20 protein-coding genes and 1 pseudogene are annotated in these 17,013 nt (G+C 41.0%); 15 read left to right on the forward strand and 6 right to left on the reverse strand.

Features of this window, described 5'->3' with window-relative positions:
• Positions 1 to 327: 327 nt before the first annotated feature.
• The 3 genes and pseudogenes from I6E24_RS11360 (at position 328) to I6E24_RS11370 (ending at position 2,410) form a co-directional block, all read left to right on the forward strand.
• A pseudogene (locus tag I6E24_RS11360) lies at positions 328 to 653 on the forward strand (YhcH/YjgK/YiaL family protein).
• 219 nt (positions 654 to 872) lie between these two features.
• The gene (locus tag I6E24_RS11365) at positions 873 to 1,562 is read left to right on the forward strand and encodes a radical SAM mobile pair protein A (RefSeq protein ID WP_154042753.1); all 690 of its coding nucleotides are present in this window, start codon (positions 873 to 875) and stop codon (positions 1,560 to 1,562) included.
• Positions 1,535 to 2,410 (forward strand): radical SAM mobile pair protein B, encoded by an 876-nt coding sequence (locus I6E24_RS11370; protein ID WP_235328668.1) that lies wholly within the window; start codon positions 1,535 to 1,537, stop codon positions 2,408 to 2,410. Before I6E24_RS11365 ends, I6E24_RS11370 begins: the two co-directional genes overlap by 28 nt.
• 6 nt (positions 2,411 to 2,416) lie before the next feature.
• Here I6E24_RS11370 and I6E24_RS11375 read toward each other — a convergent pair whose 3' ends face one another.
• From I6E24_RS11375 to I6E24_RS11395, 5 genes are all read right to left on the reverse strand, one after another.
• Complete coding sequence (locus I6E24_RS11375) at positions 2,417 to 3,331, reverse strand: helix-turn-helix domain-containing protein (RefSeq protein WP_235328670.1); 915 nt, start codon at positions 3,329 to 3,331, stop codon at positions 2,417 to 2,419.
• Positions 3,332 to 3,343: 12 nt separating this feature from the next.
• On the reverse strand, positions 3,344 to 3,583 hold the full coding sequence (locus tag I6E24_RS11380) for a FeoA family protein (protein WP_235328671.1): 240 nt from the start codon (positions 3,581 to 3,583) through the stop codon (positions 3,344 to 3,346).
• Entirely contained in the window at positions 3,583 to 4,248 is a 666-nt protein-coding gene (locus I6E24_RS11385) for a cation diffusion facilitator family transporter (RefSeq protein ID WP_235328672.1), read from the reverse strand. The genes I6E24_RS11380 and I6E24_RS11385 overlap by 1 nt, the downstream gene beginning before the upstream one ends.
• 68 nt (positions 4,249 to 4,316) lie before the next feature.
• Positions 4,317 to 5,153, reverse strand: a complete 837-nt coding sequence (locus I6E24_RS11390) for an AraC family transcriptional regulator (protein WP_154042748.1) — start codon at positions 5,151 to 5,153, stop codon at positions 4,317 to 4,319.
• Position 5,154: 1 nt separating this feature from the next.
• Positions 5,155 to 5,586: a Fur family transcriptional regulator gene (locus I6E24_RS11395; protein WP_204402979.1), complete on the reverse strand. Its 432-nt coding sequence runs from the start codon at positions 5,584 to 5,586 to the stop codon at positions 5,155 to 5,157.
• Positions 5,587 to 5,760: 174 nt separating this feature from the next.
• On the opposite strand from I6E24_RS11395, the gene I6E24_RS11400 reads away from it, so the two are divergent.
• On the forward strand, positions 5,761 to 7,695 hold the full coding sequence (locus I6E24_RS11400; protein ID WP_394800401.1) for a heavy metal translocating P-type ATPase: 1,935 nt from the start codon (positions 5,761 to 5,763) through the stop codon (positions 7,693 to 7,695).
• A gap of 14 nt (positions 7,696 to 7,709) precedes the next feature.
• Positions 7,710 to 8,489, forward strand: a complete 780-nt coding sequence (locus tag I6E24_RS11405) for a Cof-type HAD-IIB family hydrolase (RefSeq protein ID WP_235328673.1) — start codon at positions 7,710 to 7,712, stop codon at positions 8,487 to 8,489.
• Positions 8,490 to 8,664: 175 nt separating this feature from the next.
• Here the strand turns inward: I6E24_RS11405 and I6E24_RS11410 are convergent, their stop codons facing one another.
• On the reverse strand, positions 8,665 to 9,039 hold the full coding sequence (locus I6E24_RS11410) for a winged helix-turn-helix transcriptional regulator (RefSeq protein WP_204507369.1): 375 nt from the start codon (positions 9,037 to 9,039) through the stop codon (positions 8,665 to 8,667).
• 169 nt (positions 9,040 to 9,208) lie between these two features.
• Between I6E24_RS11410 and I6E24_RS11415 the strand changes: the two genes are divergently transcribed.
• The 10 genes from I6E24_RS11415 (at position 9,209) to I6E24_RS11460 (ending at position 16,899) form a co-directional block, all read left to right on the forward strand.
• Positions 9,209 to 9,601, forward strand: a complete 393-nt coding sequence (locus I6E24_RS11415; RefSeq protein ID WP_204507368.1) for a nuclear transport factor 2 family protein — start codon at positions 9,209 to 9,211, stop codon at positions 9,599 to 9,601.
• A gap of 2 nt (positions 9,602 to 9,603) precedes the next feature.
• The gene (locus I6E24_RS11420; RefSeq protein WP_235328674.1) at positions 9,604 to 10,143 is read left to right on the forward strand and encodes a flavodoxin family protein; all 540 of its coding nucleotides are present in this window, start codon (positions 9,604 to 9,606) and stop codon (positions 10,141 to 10,143) included.
• Between the two features lie 214 nt (positions 10,144 to 10,357).
• Positions 10,358 to 11,914 carry a sulfatase-like hydrolase/transferase gene (locus I6E24_RS11425; RefSeq protein WP_235328675.1) on the forward strand — a complete coding sequence of 519 codons (1,557 nt, stop codon included), beginning with the start codon at positions 10,358 to 10,360 and terminating at the stop codon, positions 11,912 to 11,914.
• Between the two features lie 141 nt (positions 11,915 to 12,055).
• Entirely contained in the window at positions 12,056 to 13,525 is a 1,470-nt protein-coding gene (locus I6E24_RS11430; protein ID WP_235328676.1) for a PepSY domain-containing protein, read from the forward strand.
• A 108-nt stretch (positions 13,526 to 13,633) separates the two neighbouring features.
• Positions 13,634 to 13,960 (forward strand): ArsR/SmtB family transcription factor, encoded by a 327-nt coding sequence (locus tag I6E24_RS11435; protein ID WP_154042743.1) that lies wholly within the window; start codon positions 13,634 to 13,636, stop codon positions 13,958 to 13,960.
• Between the two features lie 72 nt (positions 13,961 to 14,032).
• Positions 14,033 to 14,476 (forward strand): nitrophenyl compound nitroreductase subunit ArsF family protein, encoded by a 444-nt coding sequence (locus I6E24_RS11440; protein WP_235328677.1) that lies wholly within the window; start codon positions 14,033 to 14,035, stop codon positions 14,474 to 14,476.
• A gap of 9 nt (positions 14,477 to 14,485) precedes the next feature.
• Positions 14,486 to 15,193: an aromatic aminobenezylarsenical efflux permease ArsG family transporter gene (locus I6E24_RS11445; RefSeq protein WP_235328678.1), complete on the forward strand. Its 708-nt coding sequence runs from the start codon at positions 14,486 to 14,488 to the stop codon at positions 15,191 to 15,193.
• A gap of 19 nt (positions 15,194 to 15,212) precedes the next feature.
• Positions 15,213 to 15,446 carry a thioredoxin family protein gene (locus I6E24_RS11450; protein WP_235328679.1) on the forward strand — a complete coding sequence of 78 codons (234 nt, stop codon included), beginning with the start codon at positions 15,213 to 15,215 and terminating at the stop codon, positions 15,444 to 15,446.
• A 4-nt stretch (positions 15,447 to 15,450) separates the two neighbouring features.
• Positions 15,451 to 16,419, forward strand: a complete 969-nt coding sequence (locus tag I6E24_RS11455; RefSeq protein WP_235328680.1) for a permease — start codon at positions 15,451 to 15,453, stop codon at positions 16,417 to 16,419.
• A 24-nt stretch (positions 16,420 to 16,443) separates the two neighbouring features.
• Positions 16,444 to 16,899 carry an arsenate reductase ArsC gene (locus I6E24_RS11460; RefSeq protein WP_235328681.1) on the forward strand — a complete coding sequence of 152 codons (456 nt, stop codon included), beginning with the start codon at positions 16,444 to 16,446 and terminating at the stop codon, positions 16,897 to 16,899.
• Positions 16,900 to 17,013 lie beyond the last annotated feature (114 nt).

The following is a 17,013-nucleotide window of genomic DNA, read 5'->3' on the forward strand; positions in this document are numbered from 1 at the left end:
AAGAACGTATTGAGTTCTGAAATAATATGTGTATTTTTGTTCATAGCTTTTAGTATGAGTTCTTTGAAGGTGGTACTTAAAGATACTCATTTTCTGTGACATACAGAACTAAAAGCTATATTTTTTTACTTGCGAAACTTAAATTAAATATAGACGTTTTTTATCTATTTTTCATACCTTTGCATTATCTGAATTAAAAACATTACGATTATGATTATCGACAAACTTGAAAACATAGGGATGTATGCCTCTGTTAATCCGCTGTTTGCTCAGGCTATTGAATTTTTGAAATAAACAGACCTTAATGCTCACGAACTTGGTAAGGTAGTGCTGAAAGAAGGCGAACTGTTCGTTAACTTTGCAGCTGCAAGACCAAAGACTAAGGATGACGCAAAAATCGAGACACACAATAACTTCATTGATATCCAGATTCCTCATACTGGTACTGAACTAATGGATATATGCCAAGAACAGACCTTGCTGAGGCTGAATATAATGCTGAAAAGGATGTAACTTTCTATCCTGGACATGCTACTGACTATCTGACTGTTAAACCAGGTATGTTCGCTATCTTCTTCCCTGAAGATGCTCATGCTCCGGGTGTGACTGAAGTGGAGTTGAAGAAAGTTATTGTAAAGGTTAGAGTGAAATAAGATATTGGTTCCCATTTACGGACCATTTGATAACGGAAGAATAGGCAAGCATTAGGCTGTCTGCCTGTTCTTCCGTTTTTGTTTTTAATTGATTTCTCTGTTTCTTCATCTTATCTGCAATATTTCCGCTTGTCCTTATCAAATTGGTATCTTTCATTGCTGTTATGGTACATTTTCAGTGTTTATTATGGATTATTTTTGCAGGAAAATATAAGTAATATGACTGTGTGTATTAAATCTCTGATTCAGAATATGAATATTGTTATAGGTTGTACTATAGGGTGTAACTACTGTTATGCCAGGTGTAACTGCAACAGGTTTCATATGACTGATGATTTCTCAAAACCGGAATATATGGGCAGGAAGTTATATCTTATGGATAATCCGAAATCACATGTATGGTTTCTCACCGGAATGAGCGATTTCTCTGATTGGAAAACAGAATGGAATAATGAAATATTCAATCGTATATCTATTAATCCTCAGCATTCTTACATATTACTGACTAAGCGACCTGAACTTATTGATTTCAGAACAGACGATGAAAATGTGTGGATGGGTGTGACTGTAACCAGGGCGTCAGAGAAAAAACGTCTTACAGATTTAAAGAAACATGTTAAGGCTAAACATTATCATGCCACATTTGAACCTCTTTTTGAGGATATAGGCGAAATTGATTTTAGAGGGTTTGACTGGGTCGTTATAGGAACAGAAACCGGAAAAAGAAAAGGGAAAGTTGATGCCAGGCCAGAGTGGGTATTACATATAGCTGAACAAGCAAAAAAATGTAATATTCCTGTTTTTATGAAAGAAGATCTTTTGCCTATTATGGGTGAAGATAACATGATTCAAGAATTACCGGAACAATTTATTAAAAAAGCATGGAAAAAGAAATCATCAGTGAAATAGAGGTGCAAAGCGTGATGACCAAATCGTCTTTGCCGGTTGGAGGATTCTCTGTCAATCCGTACGTGGGATGTCCTCACGCGTGTAAGTATTGTTATGCATCGTTCATGAAGCGTTTTACCGGCCATACGGAGCCGTGGGGAACCTTTCTTGATGTGAAGCACTGGAAACCTATAGCCAATCCGCATAAATACGATGGCCAGAGGATTGTTATCGGTTCTGTTACAGATGGATATAATCCATACGAAGAGGAGTTTTGTAGGACTCGCAGACTTCTGGAAGAGCTGAAAGGTACAAATGCCGAGATAATGATATGTACCAAATCCGATTTGGTTTTGCGTGACCTCGAGTTGCTGAAGAAGTTCCCGAAGGTTACAGTATCATGGTCTATAAATACCTTGGACGAACAGTTCCGCATGGATATGGACCGCGCCGTAAGTATAGAGCGAAGGATTGAGGCTATGAAAAAGGTATATGAAGCAGGAATACGTACCGTGTGTTTCGTGTCGCCTATATTCCCGGGTATTACCGATGTGAAATCCATTATCGGGCGAGTCAAGGATTTTGCCGATTTGATATGGCTTGAAAATCTAAATCTTCGGGGTCAATTCAAGGGTACCATCATGAGTTACATTAAAGACAATCATCCGGATGTCCATGCCTTATATGATGAAATCTACAATAAGAAACGGATGAACTACTGGGAGTCACTCGAAAAAGAGATTTCAATGTTCGCAAAACAAAACGGTTTCCCATACATGGTTAACGACCTCCCATACGGACGTTCCGAGAAAGGAAAACCTGTCATAGTAAATTATTTTTACCACGAGAAGATAAGGTTGAATCAGTAACACTGATTATATAGACTTGATTGATGCCACAAATTCACTGATGGTCTGTCCTGTCATCTGCTTGAAGAAACGCATCAGATGGTTAGGTTCAGAGAAATGCAGGCGGTAGGCTATCTCTTTTACAGACATATCTGAGAAAAGAATATCGTTCTTCACTTCCTGAAGCAACCGCTGTTTCAGCAGATGTACAGCCGACAGACCGAACTCACGCACTACGGCCTTATTCAGTGTCACCCTGCTGACGTTCATCATCTCCGCATAATCCGATACATGTGTCTTCTCTGAAATATGTTTTTCCAGCAGTTCTTTGTATTGGTATGCGTAATTGTTCAGTGGAGGTGCGAAAGGAAGGTTGAAATGCCTGGCATAGAATCTGTTCAGCAACAGCAGAAACTGATACAGACATGCCACAATCATATGATAACTGTCAGCTACAGGATTATGCAGTTCTCTTTTCATTTGTTGCAAGATTGAGAGATATGTCGCCATTTCTTTATTCGGCATATCGAAAAAAGTTGGATAGTCATGCTGGTAGCAATACAGTAGTCTGTACATGAAGTATTTGTCGGACAGAAAGTTGTTTATGAACTCCTCCTGAAAGATTAGAAAAGTATAGTCAAGTTTCTCCAGACAGACGTGCCATTCCTGAAGCTGGAATGGAGATATGACAAGAACCATATTAGGATGCAGCTCTATTTTTCTGCCCGACAACAGCATATAGCCTTCTGCTCTGCGGAAGAAATAAAACTCAAAGAAATCTGTCTTATATCGCTTGTCGATATTGAACCATCCCGGTTTTTCCGAACTTTCCGCCGTATTAAGAAGAAAATCCACTCCGCATGAACTTTTGGAGTATTTCAGTAGAGAAATGTGTTCGGCTGCTTTTGCCGGATAAATACCGTACGATTCTTTATGCCTCATAACAATTGGTTTTTACTGCAAAGGTAGTTCTTTTTTGGTTATTTCTATCAGTGAAGCAATTTCCGGTGTAATGGCAATTTCTGAATTTAGGATTCTATATACCACAGGACTTCCTAAAGGTGCATATCTTACAGCTTCGACTGTTTTGCCTTTTATGAACCCCATTTCCGACAAACGCTTTCTTAACAGTCCTTGCACATAGATTTTTGTTATTACTCCTTTTTCTCCTTTCTTGAGTTCTGTGAGTTTCATTATTTTATGTCGGCTTTGGAGGTAAGTATTTTTCCTGTATCAAAAAGCAGATTTTTAGCCCAGCGTATTATTACGGCAGAACATACAACAGCCACAAGTGTATCAATCCACGTAATATCCCATATCATAGCACATATCAGTCCGAAGATGGCTCCAAGGCTTGTCAACGCGTCAGCCACTACATGCAGGTATGCCGAATGACGGTTATAGTCTTCGTGCTGATGCCCCTTATTATCATGTAATACGAATGCGCATATTATATTTACCACCATTCCTATGGCTGCCACAATCATGGCTTCCGTATATCTAATCTCAATGGCAGGAGTGAAGAAACGTTCTGCCGCCTCTATGATGATGAAAACAGCGAACAGTAATAAAAGGATTCCGCTTGTATAGGCCGAAAGCGACAGTACCTTGTCGTTGTCAACATTGTTTAACTGCTTTTTCTGCAATCTGCGTACTAATGCGTATGCACCCCAACTGAGTCCTATTGCCAATACGTGTGAACCCATGTGAATGCCGTCTGCAAGCAGCGCCATAGAGTTTGAAAATAGTCCGAAAATGATTTCAAGCACCATTGTTATCGCTGAGAATATCACTACAAAAGCTGTTCTCTTTTCACCTTGAGATTTTTCCTGTGTTACAGATTCATGTCTATATCCCATATTTTTATCGTTTTTATTATGGCACAAATTTATGGAACTTCAGTGATTCTGTAATTACACAAAATATCTCATTTTTGGTACATTTTATTCATCATGTTTTTGAATTCATGGGGCGTGATGCCTGTATTGCGTTTGAAGAAGCGTGAGAAATAGGACAATTCATTAAAACCTAACCTATATGCTATTTCAGAAATCTCAAAGTCCGTACGTAGTAACAAACGTTTTGTCTCCAATAACACTCGCTCGTTTATAATCTCTAATGCCGATTTGCCAAGATGCTTTTTTGCCAGTATGTTCAGGTAATTTGGGCTTACTCCTAATTTATATGCATAACTTTGTACCTGACGTTCTTTCACAAAATAACTGTCCACAAGTGTCTTGTACCTGTTCAGTACCTCCGGTATGGTAGAAATCCTGGAGTCGCATTTGCCTATCCTTTTAAACTCCAGCAGTAGGGTGTGCATCTCAGACTGTATTACAGCTGTAGAATTTGCAAGATTGGCATTTGATTCTGTATATATTTGGTCGAACAGTGTTTCTATACGTTTCTTCTCGTACTTATCCAAATCTTTATAAACCGCCATTGTGGCTTGAATGTCAGTAGAGTAGGGTATGATGAAATCATCAGTAAACTGTAATGCGGAATACCTGATTTTACCCTCAGGACAGAGAAAATGTATCTGCTCAGGTTTTACGAAGAAAATCCTGTCAGGTTGTATATTGTATTCTTCAAAATCAATGACGTGAATTCCGTTTCCTTCGTGTATCCAGTAAATGGCATAAAAGAAGTGCCTGTGTGAAAAATTTACTTCCACATTAACATCGTCTGTTATCTCACGTTTTATGCTGAAATCGTGTACTTTTACATGAGAGTGTCCTATTTGCAGACTGTCTATCCTGTTCATGCTAAATGTTCTTGTGCTTCCTGCCGCATTCAGGACATTCGCCCTTGATTACAAACGATACGGAGCGCATTGTAAATCCAGGTTTCAGCTCGAATTCGGGTAAAGGAATATCATCCATGCAGAATGATTTTCTGCATGACTCGCAGTAGAAATGTATATGAGCGTCGGACAGATTGCAAACCGTTTTGCTTGTACACAGCTCATAGTTTAGTATTCCGCGTCCGTCCTCGAACGAATGTACTATGTCGTGTTCCAGAAACAGTGTCAGTACACGGAATATGCTCGATTTATCCATAGTGGCAAGTATGTCCTCCAGGTCGGTAAGGCTCACGGGGCAGGCCTGCTCTTTCAGGGCTTTCAGAACAAGTATTCTGTTTGCTGTCGGTTTTACTCCCTTAAGCTCCAGGCTGTCAGCTAAATCATTAGTTTCCATCGTCTTTTCTGATTGTTTGTTTTCATCGCGGCAAAGATATAAAAAAATAAGTACATTTGTACGCCTGTCCGTTTTTATGCAACCCGGTTGCATATACTCCCGCAAAGTGTTTATGCAACCAGGTTGTATAAAATCCATTTTATATTTGCGTCACGAAACAGAAAGATTTGAATTATGACAGAGAATAATGAACATGTACACGACCATAAGCACAATCATGCGCATAGTGGTCTGAGAGGAAAGATTACTCTTATCGTAATCACCTCGTTGTTGCTCATAGTGGCGGCAATAATTGAGAAACATGGTAACTTGTCAACCTTGCAGTTACTGTTTGTTTATCTAGTGCCTTATCTTATTGTCGGATACGGGACATTAAAAGAGGCATGCGAAGGCATAGCCGGAGGAGATGTGTTTAATGAACATTTTCTTATGGCTGTCGCTACCATAGGAGCCTTATGTATAGGTTTCCTCCCCGGTGCTGAGACTGAGTATCCGGAGGCTGTATTCGTTATGCTTTTCTTTCAGGTAGGCGAGTTGTTTGAGAGTTATGCCGAAGGAAAGAGCCGCGACAGCATTTCGCATCTTATGGACATACGTCCGGATGTGGCAAATGTGGAGAGAAATGGAAAAATCGTTACAGTTTCTCCTCAGGAGGTCAATGTAGGCGAAACAATTGTTATCAGACCAGGAGAGAAAGTTCCTTTGGACGGAATAGTTGTAGAGGGTACATCGTCACTTAACACCATAGCGTTGACAGGCGAGAGTATGCCGCGCGAATTGTCGGTTAACGATGAGGTTATGTCCGGTTGCATAAACCTTACGGGAGTTATCCGTGTTAAGACCACAAAGAGTTTCGGAGAAAGCACTGTGTCGAAAATCATCAGTCTCATGGAAAATGCCGATGCCAGCAAGTCGCGCAGCGAATCGTTTATAACACGTTTTGCACGTGTATATACTCCTATAGTGGTTATAGCCGCACTGTTTCTTGCCGTTATTCCGCCGCTGTTTTCACCGTCGGCCTTTATGGAATCGTTCCCATTATGGCTCCATCGTGCCCTGATATTTCTGGTTGTGTCCTGTCCTTGTGCGTTGGTAATCAGTGTCCCTCTTACATTTTTCGGTGGACTTGGCGGAGCTTCACGCCGTGGTATCCTTATAAAAGGAAGCAATTATATGGACACACTTTCAAAGATTGGTACTGTGGTATTCGACAAGACCGGAACACTCACACGAGGAGAATTTGCCGTTGAGGCTGTCCATTCGGACAGGTTCAACGAACAGGAGTTGCTGCATCTTGCCGCACATGTGGAACATTTCTCCACACATCCCATAGGTGAAGCCCTTCGTTCGGCTTTTCCAAACGAGGCGCACGACGGTTGCCCGGTAACTGACGTGGAAGAAATAGCCGGACATGGAATAAAGGCAAATGTGGCAGGACGTACGGTGTGTGTGGGCAATCAGAAGATGATGGACAGCATCGGTGTGAAATGGCATGATTGTCATAGGATAGGTACTATAATACATGTGGCTGTAGATGGAGAATATGCCGGCCATATCGTAATAAACGACCGTATAAAGGAAGATAGCCCTGAGGCGATAGCTTCACTGAAAAGGCTGGGAATAAGTAAAACTGTGATGCTTACCGGTGACCGTAAAGAAGTGGCTATGGATGTGGCTGGCAAGCTTGGAATAGATATCTGCCATGCGGAACTCCTTCCGGCAGACAAGGTGGAGCATGTGGAGGCTCTTCTCTCGTCTGTAGATAAAGGAAAGACTCTGGCCTTCGTGGGCGACGGAATAAACGACGCTCCTGTGCTTAAACGTGCCGATGTGGGTATAGCTATGGGCGGACTGGGAAGCGATGCTGCCATAGAGGCGTCCGATGTTGTTCTGATGGACGACAAACCTTCAAAAATAGCCGAGGCGATAAGTATCTCAAGGCGTACGATAAGGATAGCCCGCGAGAATGTCTGGTTTGCGATAGGAGTGAAGATAGCAGTCCTTGTACTAGCCTCTGTAGGTCTCAGCACCATGTGGATGGCTGTATTCGCTGATGTGGGTGTTACGGTTCTTGCCGTATTCAATGCCATGCGTGCATTGCGTAATTAATTTTGATATAACATATGATAAAAGCTATATTCTTCGATATTGACGGAACACTGGTGAGTTTTAACACCCACCGTATTCCACAGTCTGCCATAGATGCTATTTCAATGGCAAAGGCAAAAGGTGTCAGAATTTATATCTCCACCGGACGTCCTTTATCTCTTATAAACAACCTTGACGAAATAAAGCATCTGATAGACGGATATATCACAGCCAATGGAGCATTGTGCTTTTCAGACGGCAAGATAATATCATGTACACCTATCCCGAAAGAAGATGTATTGACGGTGTTGAGGTTTTCAGACGATATGAAATTCCCGTGTATGGTGGTAGGCGAGAAGGACCTTACCATGTACAATAGCGACGAGAGGACAGACCGGATATTCCGCCAGATGCTGAATTTACACAATATGAGGGAAGACAATAATGTGGAACAGATTCTGCAACAAAGAATATTGCAGCTTACGCCTGTCATTTCTGTAGCCGAGGAAAAGCAGATTATGCCGTACCTCTCTGGCTGTGTTTCATCACGTTGGTATCCGGACTTCGCTGATATTACTGCCACAAAAGCCAATAAGGGTAACGGTCTTCTGGATATTATATCGCACGAAGGTATCAGCATAGATGAAACAATGGCCTTCGGAGATGGGGGCAATGACTTATCGATAATAGAAAAGGCAGGATTGGGCGTTGCTATGGGAAATGCTAATCAGGTTCTCAAAGAAGTGGCGGATTATGTTACGTCATCTGTAGATGAAGATGGGGTTTACAATGCCATGAAGAAGTTTGTACTTTAAGCCTGAATAAAATCATGAATGACCTTACATTTTCTCTATATACAGATTGTGTTTTTATATATATAGATTGTTTATATAAAAATATAACTTGTATTTATATAAATATAGGTTGTATTTAGAGAAAATGAAAAGGAATTTTGCACTTGTCGAGCCTGTAGAATAAACTTCTGTCAGGCTAATTCTCTGTTATATCATTTGAAATAGCTTTCCCATATTTTCTGATAAATAAATTTTCATTCTTATTACCCCATTCAATCATGGCATCAATAATTGGTATCAATGTCAGGCCTAATGATGAGATGGTATATTCCGAACGTGGAGGTAATTCAGGGTATATGGTTTTCGTGACCAATCCGTCTTCCACCAGTTCTTTTAACTGTAAATCAAGTACACGTGGAGTGGCTTCAGGAAATATTTTATGAAGTTCGCTCGGACGTAATGATTTGTTTCGCAATTCATCTAGGATGCATGATTTCCACTTTGAACCTATAAGGCTGATTGTCAGCCTTAAAGGACAATCCAAGTCTACCGGTATTTTTCTTTCGTACATAAGTCTATGGAACTGAAATTTATTATCACTCAAAAACAAGCGTAAAATTACAAAACTATGATATGATGAAAAAATTTTCATATACCGAAAAATTTTTCGGTACTTGTGGAAATAACAACTACCCTCTAACTTTGTGCCATTATGATTACTGACACATAAACCTATAATTATGAGAGCGAATATAGAGGAATACAAGGCTGTAGAACTTGCGGCCATGAATTTTGTGAGGAGTGTTGCAGAAGGCAACAGTTCGTATGCTAAACATCTTTTTATAGATGAAGCTGTCCTGTTCGGATATTTAGACGGTCAGTTGGAACATGGCAGTATAGAACAATTCTACAGGAATGTAGACAATGTTGGTCCGGACAGCGGTTTCAAGGCGCGTATAGACGTAATCGATGTGGAAGAGACACTTGCTGTAGTTCGTGTTTTGGAGGAAAACTGGGGTGGACGTATAGATTTTACTGATTATCTTCTACTTATGAAGATTGGCGGTGAATGGAAATGTGTGGCAAAAGCCTATAATCAGAATTCAAATACAATAAAAAATAAGGAGAAGTAAATATGAAAATTACTGTTATTACAGGTAGTCCGAGGAAGAACGGAAATAGCCTGGCCATGACACGTGCGTTTATAAAAGAAGCTGAAAAGTGCGGTCATACTATTAATCTCTATGATGCCGTTTCAATGAATATAAGTGGTTGTCATGCGTGCATGACTTGTTATAAGACCGGGAGAGCATGCACGTTCAATAAAGATTTTGATGCTATAGCATCTTCTATTATTGATTCGGATGGAGTTCTGTTTGCCATGCCTGTCTATTGGTATTCTATTCCGGCACAAATAAAAGGAGTAATTGATTGCTTATTCTCGCTTGTAGTTGGGGAGAAGAATGTATCCGGAAAGAAGTGGGGCCTGATTACTTGTTGCGAGGAAAATGATATGTCTGTAATGGATGGTGTAAGAATACCAATGGAGAAGACTGCTTCCTTGTTGAAATGGAATCTTGCAGGTGAAGTTCTGATATCGGATGTCTTAAATGAAGGTGAGATTGAGAATACTGATGGATGTCGTTTGGCTACAGAACTTGCCCATAAATTTTGATTGTATATTAAAGGTAAATGGAATCCTAAAGAAGAGATAACATTTACCTTTTTATATGAAGTAAGATTTGAATTCTGATTAGAACTAATGGAAATATTCTTATTTATTATGTCAGTATAAATAAAATATATTATTTTCTTTGGCATAATTAATGCATTTTTAATAATATTTCGTATCTTTGTACACATATATCATTTAAACTAAATCTTACCTTATGGAAAAAACCACTTTTCACTTGGGATTGATTTCAGCTGCAGCGTTGCTTAGCGCATGTTCCGGTGGCGGTTCAAAGAATCAATCTGAAACCAAACAGAAAAATCCTAACGTAGTATTCCTTATAGCAGACGACCTTGGAATAGGCGATCTTAGCTGCTATGGTGCAACAAAAATCCAGACTCCAAACATTGACAGATTGGCAAGTCAGGGACTTCAGTTCGCAAATGCTTATACTACATCTTCTACAAGTACTCCAACACGCTTTGGAATACTTACCGGTATGTATCCTTGGCGTCAGGAAAATACAGGTATCGCACCGGGTAATTCTGAATTGATTATCAATACAGAATGTACAACTATGGCCGACATGTTCAAGGCCGAAGGTTATGCAACTGCAGCAGTAGGTAAATGGCATCTCGGACTTGGCCCTAAGGGAGGAACAGATTTCAACGGACTTATCAAGCCTAACACACAGGATATAGGTTTCGATTATGAATATATCATTCCGGCAACTGTTGACCGTGTGCCATGCGTGTTTGTAGAAAATGGTCGTGTAGATGGACTTGATCCTAATGACCCTATAACTGTTAGCTATGACCATAAGGTTGGAGACTGGCCTACAGGTAAGGAAAATCCTGAACTTGTCAAGCTTAAACCAAGTCAGGGACACAATAATACTATTATCAACGGTATTCCTCGCATAGGATGGATGACAGGTGGTAAGTCTGCATTGTGGGATGATGAAAAGATTGCTGATATCATTACACAGAAAGCAAAAGACTTTATCGTAAGCAACAAGGATACTACATTCTTCCTTTATATGGGAACTCAGGATGTACACGTACCTCGTGTACCGCATCCAAGATTTGCAGGAAAGAGTGGTTTGGGTACTCGCGGAGATGTTATCCTTCAGTTAGACTGGACAGTAGGCGAGATTATGAATACTCTTGACAGTCTGAATATTGCTGACAATACTATCTTTGTATTCTTGAGTGACAATGGTGCTGTAATAGACGACGGTTATCAGGATCAAGCTCGCGAATTGCTTAACGGACATACTCCTATGCTGAATTATCGTGGTGGTAAATACAGTGCATATGAGGCCGGTACACGTACTCCATTGCTTGTAAGATGGCCAGGAAAGATTAAACCTGCCGTACAGGAAGGACTTTATTCTACTGTCGATTTCTTTGCATCATTTGCAGGTCTGTTGGGTTATGAAATTCCTCAAGGACAGGCTCCTGACAGCCGTAACTATCTGAATACTCTTATCGGAACAGATACTAAGGGATGTGACTATGTAATCCAGCAGAACCTGAACAATACGCTTTCTATCGTTAAGGACGGATGGAAATATATCGAAACAAGCGACAAGCCTGCATTGGAATTCTGGACCAAGACAGAGCTTGGCAACAGTAAGGAAGTACAACTCTATAATGTAGTTGATGATCCTTCTGAAAAGAAAAATGTAGCTAAGGAAAATCCTGAAAAGACACAGGAACTTGAAAAAATCCTGATGGCAGAAAAGAACAAGTTTGAAAAGACTAAGATGTAATTAATCTTTTAATAATCTGAATAAGCAACGCCCGATGAACGTAATATTGACGTTTGTCGGGCGTTCGCTGTATATGCTACCTATTGTGTGAAATATTGATAATATTTATTTTTGTACCGGATTTGAATATTGATACAAATAATGAAACGTATAACGTGGAAAAAACATCATAAATGGTTCGGCCTAATATTCGCATTCTTTATGCTTATGTTTTGTCTGAGCGGGATAATGCTAAATCATCGTGAACTGGTGGCGGATATAAATATTGACAGAAGTTTTCTTCCGGCAGATTATAGATATAATAAATGGAATATGGGGCTTCTGCGAGGTTCTATAAAATATAGGGATAAAGTGTTTATATATGGAAACAGCGGAATCTGGAAGACTGATTCAACCGGACTGCATGTGTCATATTTCAATGCAGGTTTACCGGAAGGTGCTGATTTCCGTAACATCAAGGCTATGGCTCAGACTCCGGACGGCTCTCTTTTTGCTGCCGGACAGTTTGGTCTTTACAGGAACGATGGAAAAGGATGGGAGAGTACACCTCTTGTACTTTTTGCTCACGAACGTATCTCCGACCTCGTATTGAAAGGGGATACCATGGTAGTAGTGGGACGTTCGTATCTCTATACTTCCGTCAGTCCTTATAATGAATTCAGCAGATTAGAATTAAAAGCTCCTGAAGGTTATGACGGCAAGGTTTCACTCTTCCGAACCGTATGGCTTATGCATAGCGGAGAAATGTTCGGTACAGTTGGGAAACTGATTATGGATGCTGTTGCAGTTATACTGATAGTGCTGTGTCTTACCGGAATTACATACTGGCTTTTACCAAAATATATAAAGAGAATCCGCATGAGCGGTAAAACAGCCACAGGAAGCATTCAGCTAATGAAGTCGTCACTTAACTGGCACGACAAACTTGGCAGATATACTTTCATAATACTTCTGTTTGTGGCTTTCACAGGTTGGTGTCTCCGTCCACCTGTGCTTATAGCACTTGTTTCTTTCCGTACTCCGGCTATACCTTATACCGTTGCAGACAGCGATAATGCCTGGAACGATAGACTGCGTATGCTTCGATATGATGCCGAATATGGCGATTGGCTACTGTCTTCATCTGAAGGTATTTTCTCTTTAGCAACACTCCGGTCTGTTCCTGTGAAATTGGAGAAGACACCTCCTGTCAGTGTGATGGGACTTAATGTATGGCAGAAAGATTCCTGCGGCAACTGGCTTACGGGTTCTTTCAGCGGAATGTATGTGTGGGACAGAAGCAAACAGTTTTCTACTGATTATTTCACCGGAGAAAAGGCAGAAGATGTTGCAGGTCCTCCGTTCGGTAAATATGCCGTATCTGGATATTGCGATAATATAGCAGAAAAATCTTTCGTAGTGGAATATTATAAGGGAACGACAGCTCTACATATGCCCGAAAATCTTTCTTCTCTGCCTATGTCGTTATGGAACTTTGCACAGGAGATGCATACCGGACGTATATACACCATCCTCGGAAAAGGAACTCTTATCTATATCTTTTTTGCCGGACTGGCAGTACTGTGGTGTATTTATACAGGCTTCGTTATCAGAAGGAAAAAGCGTGAGTGACAAATGTTTTACAGGAAAATGTATCTATTTTTCTTATAAATTCCGGAAAATCTTTGTTAGTCTGAATCTTATTCGTAATTTTGCGAACAATATTCAAACATACTATTAATGGCGAACAAAAACTATACAGAAGAGCAGGAGAGAATGGCACGTTTTGCCAAGGCTATGGGGCATCCTGCACGCATGGCTATCCTGGAGTTTCTTTTGCGTCAGGAAACATGTTTCTTTGGCGATATCCACGAAGAACTGCCTATAGCCAAGGCTACAGTGTCACAGCATCTTAAGGAGCTTAAGGAAGCAGGTCTGATACAGGGAGAGATAGAAACTCCGAAGGTGAAATATTGCATCAACAGAGAGAATTGGGAACTTGCAGGGAAGATGTTTTCTGCGTTCTTCGGTCAGTCTGTTTGTAAGAAAGAGAGTTGCTGCGGATGAGCAGCATCTTTTTTTGCTTTCATTGTTCGTAGTTTGACGAAATACTAATAATATCAATAAACTAAAAGATATATGAAGATAATTGTATTAATGGCCGTAGCCTGTCTGGCTTTGGTATCGTGCGGAATGGGCACAAAGAATGAGTCGTCTGCACAGGGAGTGGAAGTGGGAGTTCCTGCCCGCGATTGTGTAGAAGTGTTGTACTTTCATGGTAAACAGAGATGTGCCACATGTATGGCGATAGAGAAGAATGCTTCAGAAGCAGTAGCAAAAGAGTTTGCCGAAGAGATTAAGAAAGGAGATGTGGTATTCAGAGTGATAGATATCACAAAAGAAGAGAATGAGGCTATAGCAGAGAAGTATGAAGTCACATGGTCATCACTCTTCGTTGTGGGACATAAGGATGGCAAAGAAACAGTGGAGAATATGACAGACTTCGCGTTCACTAATGCCAGACAGTCACCGGATGAGTTCAAGAGCGGTGTAGTAGACAAAGTAAGGGAAATGCTTAAATAACCGGCCGTTATGGATTGGCTACAGAATTTGCTTGACAATAGTTCGACTCCCGTTCTTACGGCTTTCCTTCTCGGATTGCTGACTGCCATTTCTCCTTGTCCGCTTGCCACCAACATAGCGGCTGTGGGCTTTATAGGCAGGAATATCGAGAACAGGAAACGGGTATTCATCAACGGACTGCTATATACCTTGGGGCGCGTACTTTCATATACTCTCCTCGGAGTAGTGCTGATAATGATTCTCAGAGAAGGTTCAAGCATGTTCGGCATACAGAAGACTATCGGTACATGGGGTGAACTCCTTATCGGACCGATGCTTCTCATCATAGGAATGTTTATGCTTTTCGGTGACAGACTCAATCTGCCTAAGTTCGGTTTCAACGGCAATGCCGAAGGACTTGCCAGAAAGGGTGGAGCAGGGGCATTGCTCATCGGAGTATTGTTTGCATTGGCCTTTTGCCCTACGAGCGGTGTGTTCTATTTCGGAATGCTCATACCTATGTCTGCCACTGCTACTGCCGGCTATCTGCTTCCTGCCGTATTTGCCGTTGCTACAGCCATACCGGTGCTTGTGGTAGCGTGGATACTGGCTTTCAGTGTTCAGCAAATGAGCAGCTTCTACGGGCGTATAAAGACCGTGCAGAAATGGCCGAATGTGATAGTTGGGATACTCTTCATCGTAATAGGAATATATTATTGTTTTGTAATGTTTTTTTAATAAATAAATTTATAGAATTATGGAAATTAAAGTATTAGGACCGGGTTGCAGCAAGTGCAAGACAACCTATCAGGTAGTAGAGAAAGTAATCAAGGAAAACAATCTGGATGTGAAACTTACCAAGGTGGACGATATCATGGAAATGATGAACTACAATATCATGACCACTCCTGCCATAGTAGTGGACGAGGTAGTCAAGATTAAAGGTAAGGTTCCTACAGAAAGCGAAGTAAAAGAACTTTTAGGCATCTAAGTATATGATACAGGATTTTGCCGACTGGCTGGTTTACGGCATATTCGGTCTTGATGCCGGAACATCTCTTGGCGTTGCCGTAAACTTCTTCTTTTACGACACTATAAAGATTCTGATACTATTGTTCTTCATCAGTGTGTTGATGGGGATAATCAACGCTTATTTCCCTATTGAGCGTTTACGAAACTATCTTCTCACACACAAGATGTACGGACTTCAGTACCTGCTTGCGTCTATTTTCGGAGCCATAACTCCATTCTGTTCCTGCTCGTCGATACCGCTTTTTATCGGTTTCGTCAAGGGAGGAATACCCCTCGGAGTGACATTTGCATTTCTGATAACATCACCGTTGGTCAATGAGGTTGCGGTAGCTATGTTCTTGGGCTCATTTGGACTTAAAGTAACAGTGATATACGTCATCAGCGGTATATTGCTTGGCGTGATAGGAGGTTTCGTATTGGGTAAGATGAACCTTTCTCCATACCTCAGCGAATGGGTTAGGCAGATACAGGCCAACTCGTCCGCACAGGCTGAGGAGTGGGAGAAGGATCACACTACTTTCATCAAGCGATTGCCTTCAATCGTACGCGATGCCTGGAAGATTGTAAGTGGGGTACTGATTTATATCCTCATAGGTATCGGAATAGGAGCCTTCATGCACGGTTTCGTACCCGAAGGTTTCTTCGAGCAGTACATGTCTAAGGACAACTGGTATGCCGTTCCGCTTTCAGTTATTCTTGCAGTGCCTATGTATGCCAATGCCGCAGGTATAGTTCCTGTGATAGAAGTGTTTGTTGCTAAGGGAGTGCCTATGGGTACAGCAATTGCATTTATGATGGCCGTTGTTGGCCTGTCATTGCCCGAAGCTACACTGCTGAAGAAAGTAATGACATGGCGACTGATAGGTATATTTTTCGGAACTGTAGCCTTTTTTATAATTTTGTCTGGTTATCTGTTCAATTATTTACTGTAACCATAAACTTTAAAAAAAACTCATATGAAAATATTGATTCTTTGTACAGGAAACAGCTGTCGCAGCCAGATGGCTCACGGTTTCCTGCAATCGTTCGATGAAACTCTGGAGGTTTATTCAGGTGGTACAGAACCAGCCTCACAGGTCAACCCTAAAGCGGTAGAAGTGATGAAAGAAGTAGGAATAGACATAAGCAATCACGTTCCTACCCATGTGAATACTTATCTTGACAGCGAATGGGACTATGTGATAACCGTATGCGGAGGAGCAAACGAGAGTTGCCCTGCGTTTACCGGCAAGGTAGGAAAACGTCTTCACATAGGTTTCGACGATCCGTCGCATGCCACTGGCACTGAGGAGTTCATCAACTCTGAGTTCCGCAGAGTACGCGACGAGATAAAGAACGGTTTCGCCCGTTTCTATATCACCGAGATAAAGAAACAGGAACTTCCGAAATGCTCTTGCGGAGGTAAGTGCTGATAAAAATATCAAATATGGTGTTACGGTACAGATGTATTACTATTTGTGTTGTAACACTTTTTTTTGTTGTATTATTTCACATAAAATTCAGAGTACAGTTCTATCTTCTTATAA

The organism is Bacteroides caecigallinarum (genome assembly GCF_021530995.1).
Classification (GTDB): domain Bacteria; phylum Bacteroidota; class Bacteroidia; order Bacteroidales; family Bacteroidaceae; genus Phocaeicola; species Phocaeicola faecigallinarum.

Coding starts and splice junctions, on each gene's coding strand:
- I6E24_RS11425 (WP_235328675.1), top strand. CDS start 10,358: ATGGAAAAAACCACTTTTCACTTGGGATTGATTTCAGCTGCAGCGTTG.
- I6E24_RS11450 (WP_235328679.1), top strand. CDS start 15,213: ATGGAAATTAAAGTATTAGGACCGGGTTGCAGCAAGTGCAAGACAACC.
- I6E24_RS11460 (WP_235328681.1), top strand. CDS start 16,444: ATGAAAATATTGATTCTTTGTACAGGAAACAGCTGTCGCAGCCAGATG.
- I6E24_RS11395 (WP_204402979.1), bottom strand. CDS start 5,586: ATGGAAACTAATGATTTAGCTGACAGCCTGGAGCTTAAGGGAGTAAAA.
- I6E24_RS11420 (WP_235328674.1), top strand. CDS start 9,604: ATGAAAATTACTGTTATTACAGGTAGTCCGAGGAAGAACGGAAATAGC.
- I6E24_RS11370 (WP_235328668.1), top strand. CDS start 1,535: ATGGAAAAAGAAATCATCAGTGAAATAGAGGTGCAAAGCGTGATGACC.
- I6E24_RS11375 (WP_235328670.1), bottom strand. CDS start 3,331: ATGAGGCATAAAGAATCGTACGGTATTTATCCGGCAAAAGCAGCCGAA.
- I6E24_RS11365 (WP_154042753.1), top strand. CDS start 873: ATGACTGTGTGTATTAAATCTCTGATTCAGAATATGAATATTGTTATA.
- I6E24_RS11385 (WP_235328672.1), bottom strand. CDS start 4,248: ATGGGATATAGACATGAATCTGTAACACAGGAAAAATCTCAAGGTGAA.
- I6E24_RS11405 (WP_235328673.1), top strand. CDS start 7,710: ATGATAAAAGCTATATTCTTCGATATTGACGGAACACTGGTGAGTTTT.
- I6E24_RS11380 (WP_235328671.1), bottom strand. CDS start 3,583: ATGAAACTCACAGAACTCAAGAAAGGAGAAAAAGGAGTAATAACAAAA.
- I6E24_RS11455 (WP_235328680.1), top strand. CDS start 15,451: ATGATACAGGATTTTGCCGACTGGCTGGTTTACGGCATATTCGGTCTT.
- I6E24_RS11410 (WP_204507369.1), bottom strand. CDS start 9,039: ATGTACGAAAGAAAAATACCGGTAGACTTGGATTGTCCTTTAAGGCTG.
- I6E24_RS11430 (WP_235328676.1), top strand. CDS start 12,056: ATGAAACGTATAACGTGGAAAAAACATCATAAATGGTTCGGCCTAATA.
- I6E24_RS11415 (WP_204507368.1), top strand. CDS start 9,209: ATGAGAGCGAATATAGAGGAATACAAGGCTGTAGAACTTGCGGCCATG.
- I6E24_RS11435 (WP_154042743.1), top strand. CDS start 13,634: ATGGCGAACAAAAACTATACAGAAGAGCAGGAGAGAATGGCACGTTTT.
- I6E24_RS11390 (WP_154042748.1), bottom strand. CDS start 5,153: ATGAACAGGATAGACAGTCTGCAAATAGGACACTCTCATGTAAAAGTA.
- I6E24_RS11400 (WP_394800401.1), top strand. CDS start 5,761: ATGACAGAGAATAATGAACATGTACACGACCATAAGCACAATCATGCG.
- I6E24_RS11440 (WP_235328677.1), top strand. CDS start 14,033: ATGAAGATAATTGTATTAATGGCCGTAGCCTGTCTGGCTTTGGTATCG.
- I6E24_RS11445 (WP_235328678.1), top strand. CDS start 14,486: ATGGATTGGCTACAGAATTTGCTTGACAATAGTTCGACTCCCGTTCTT.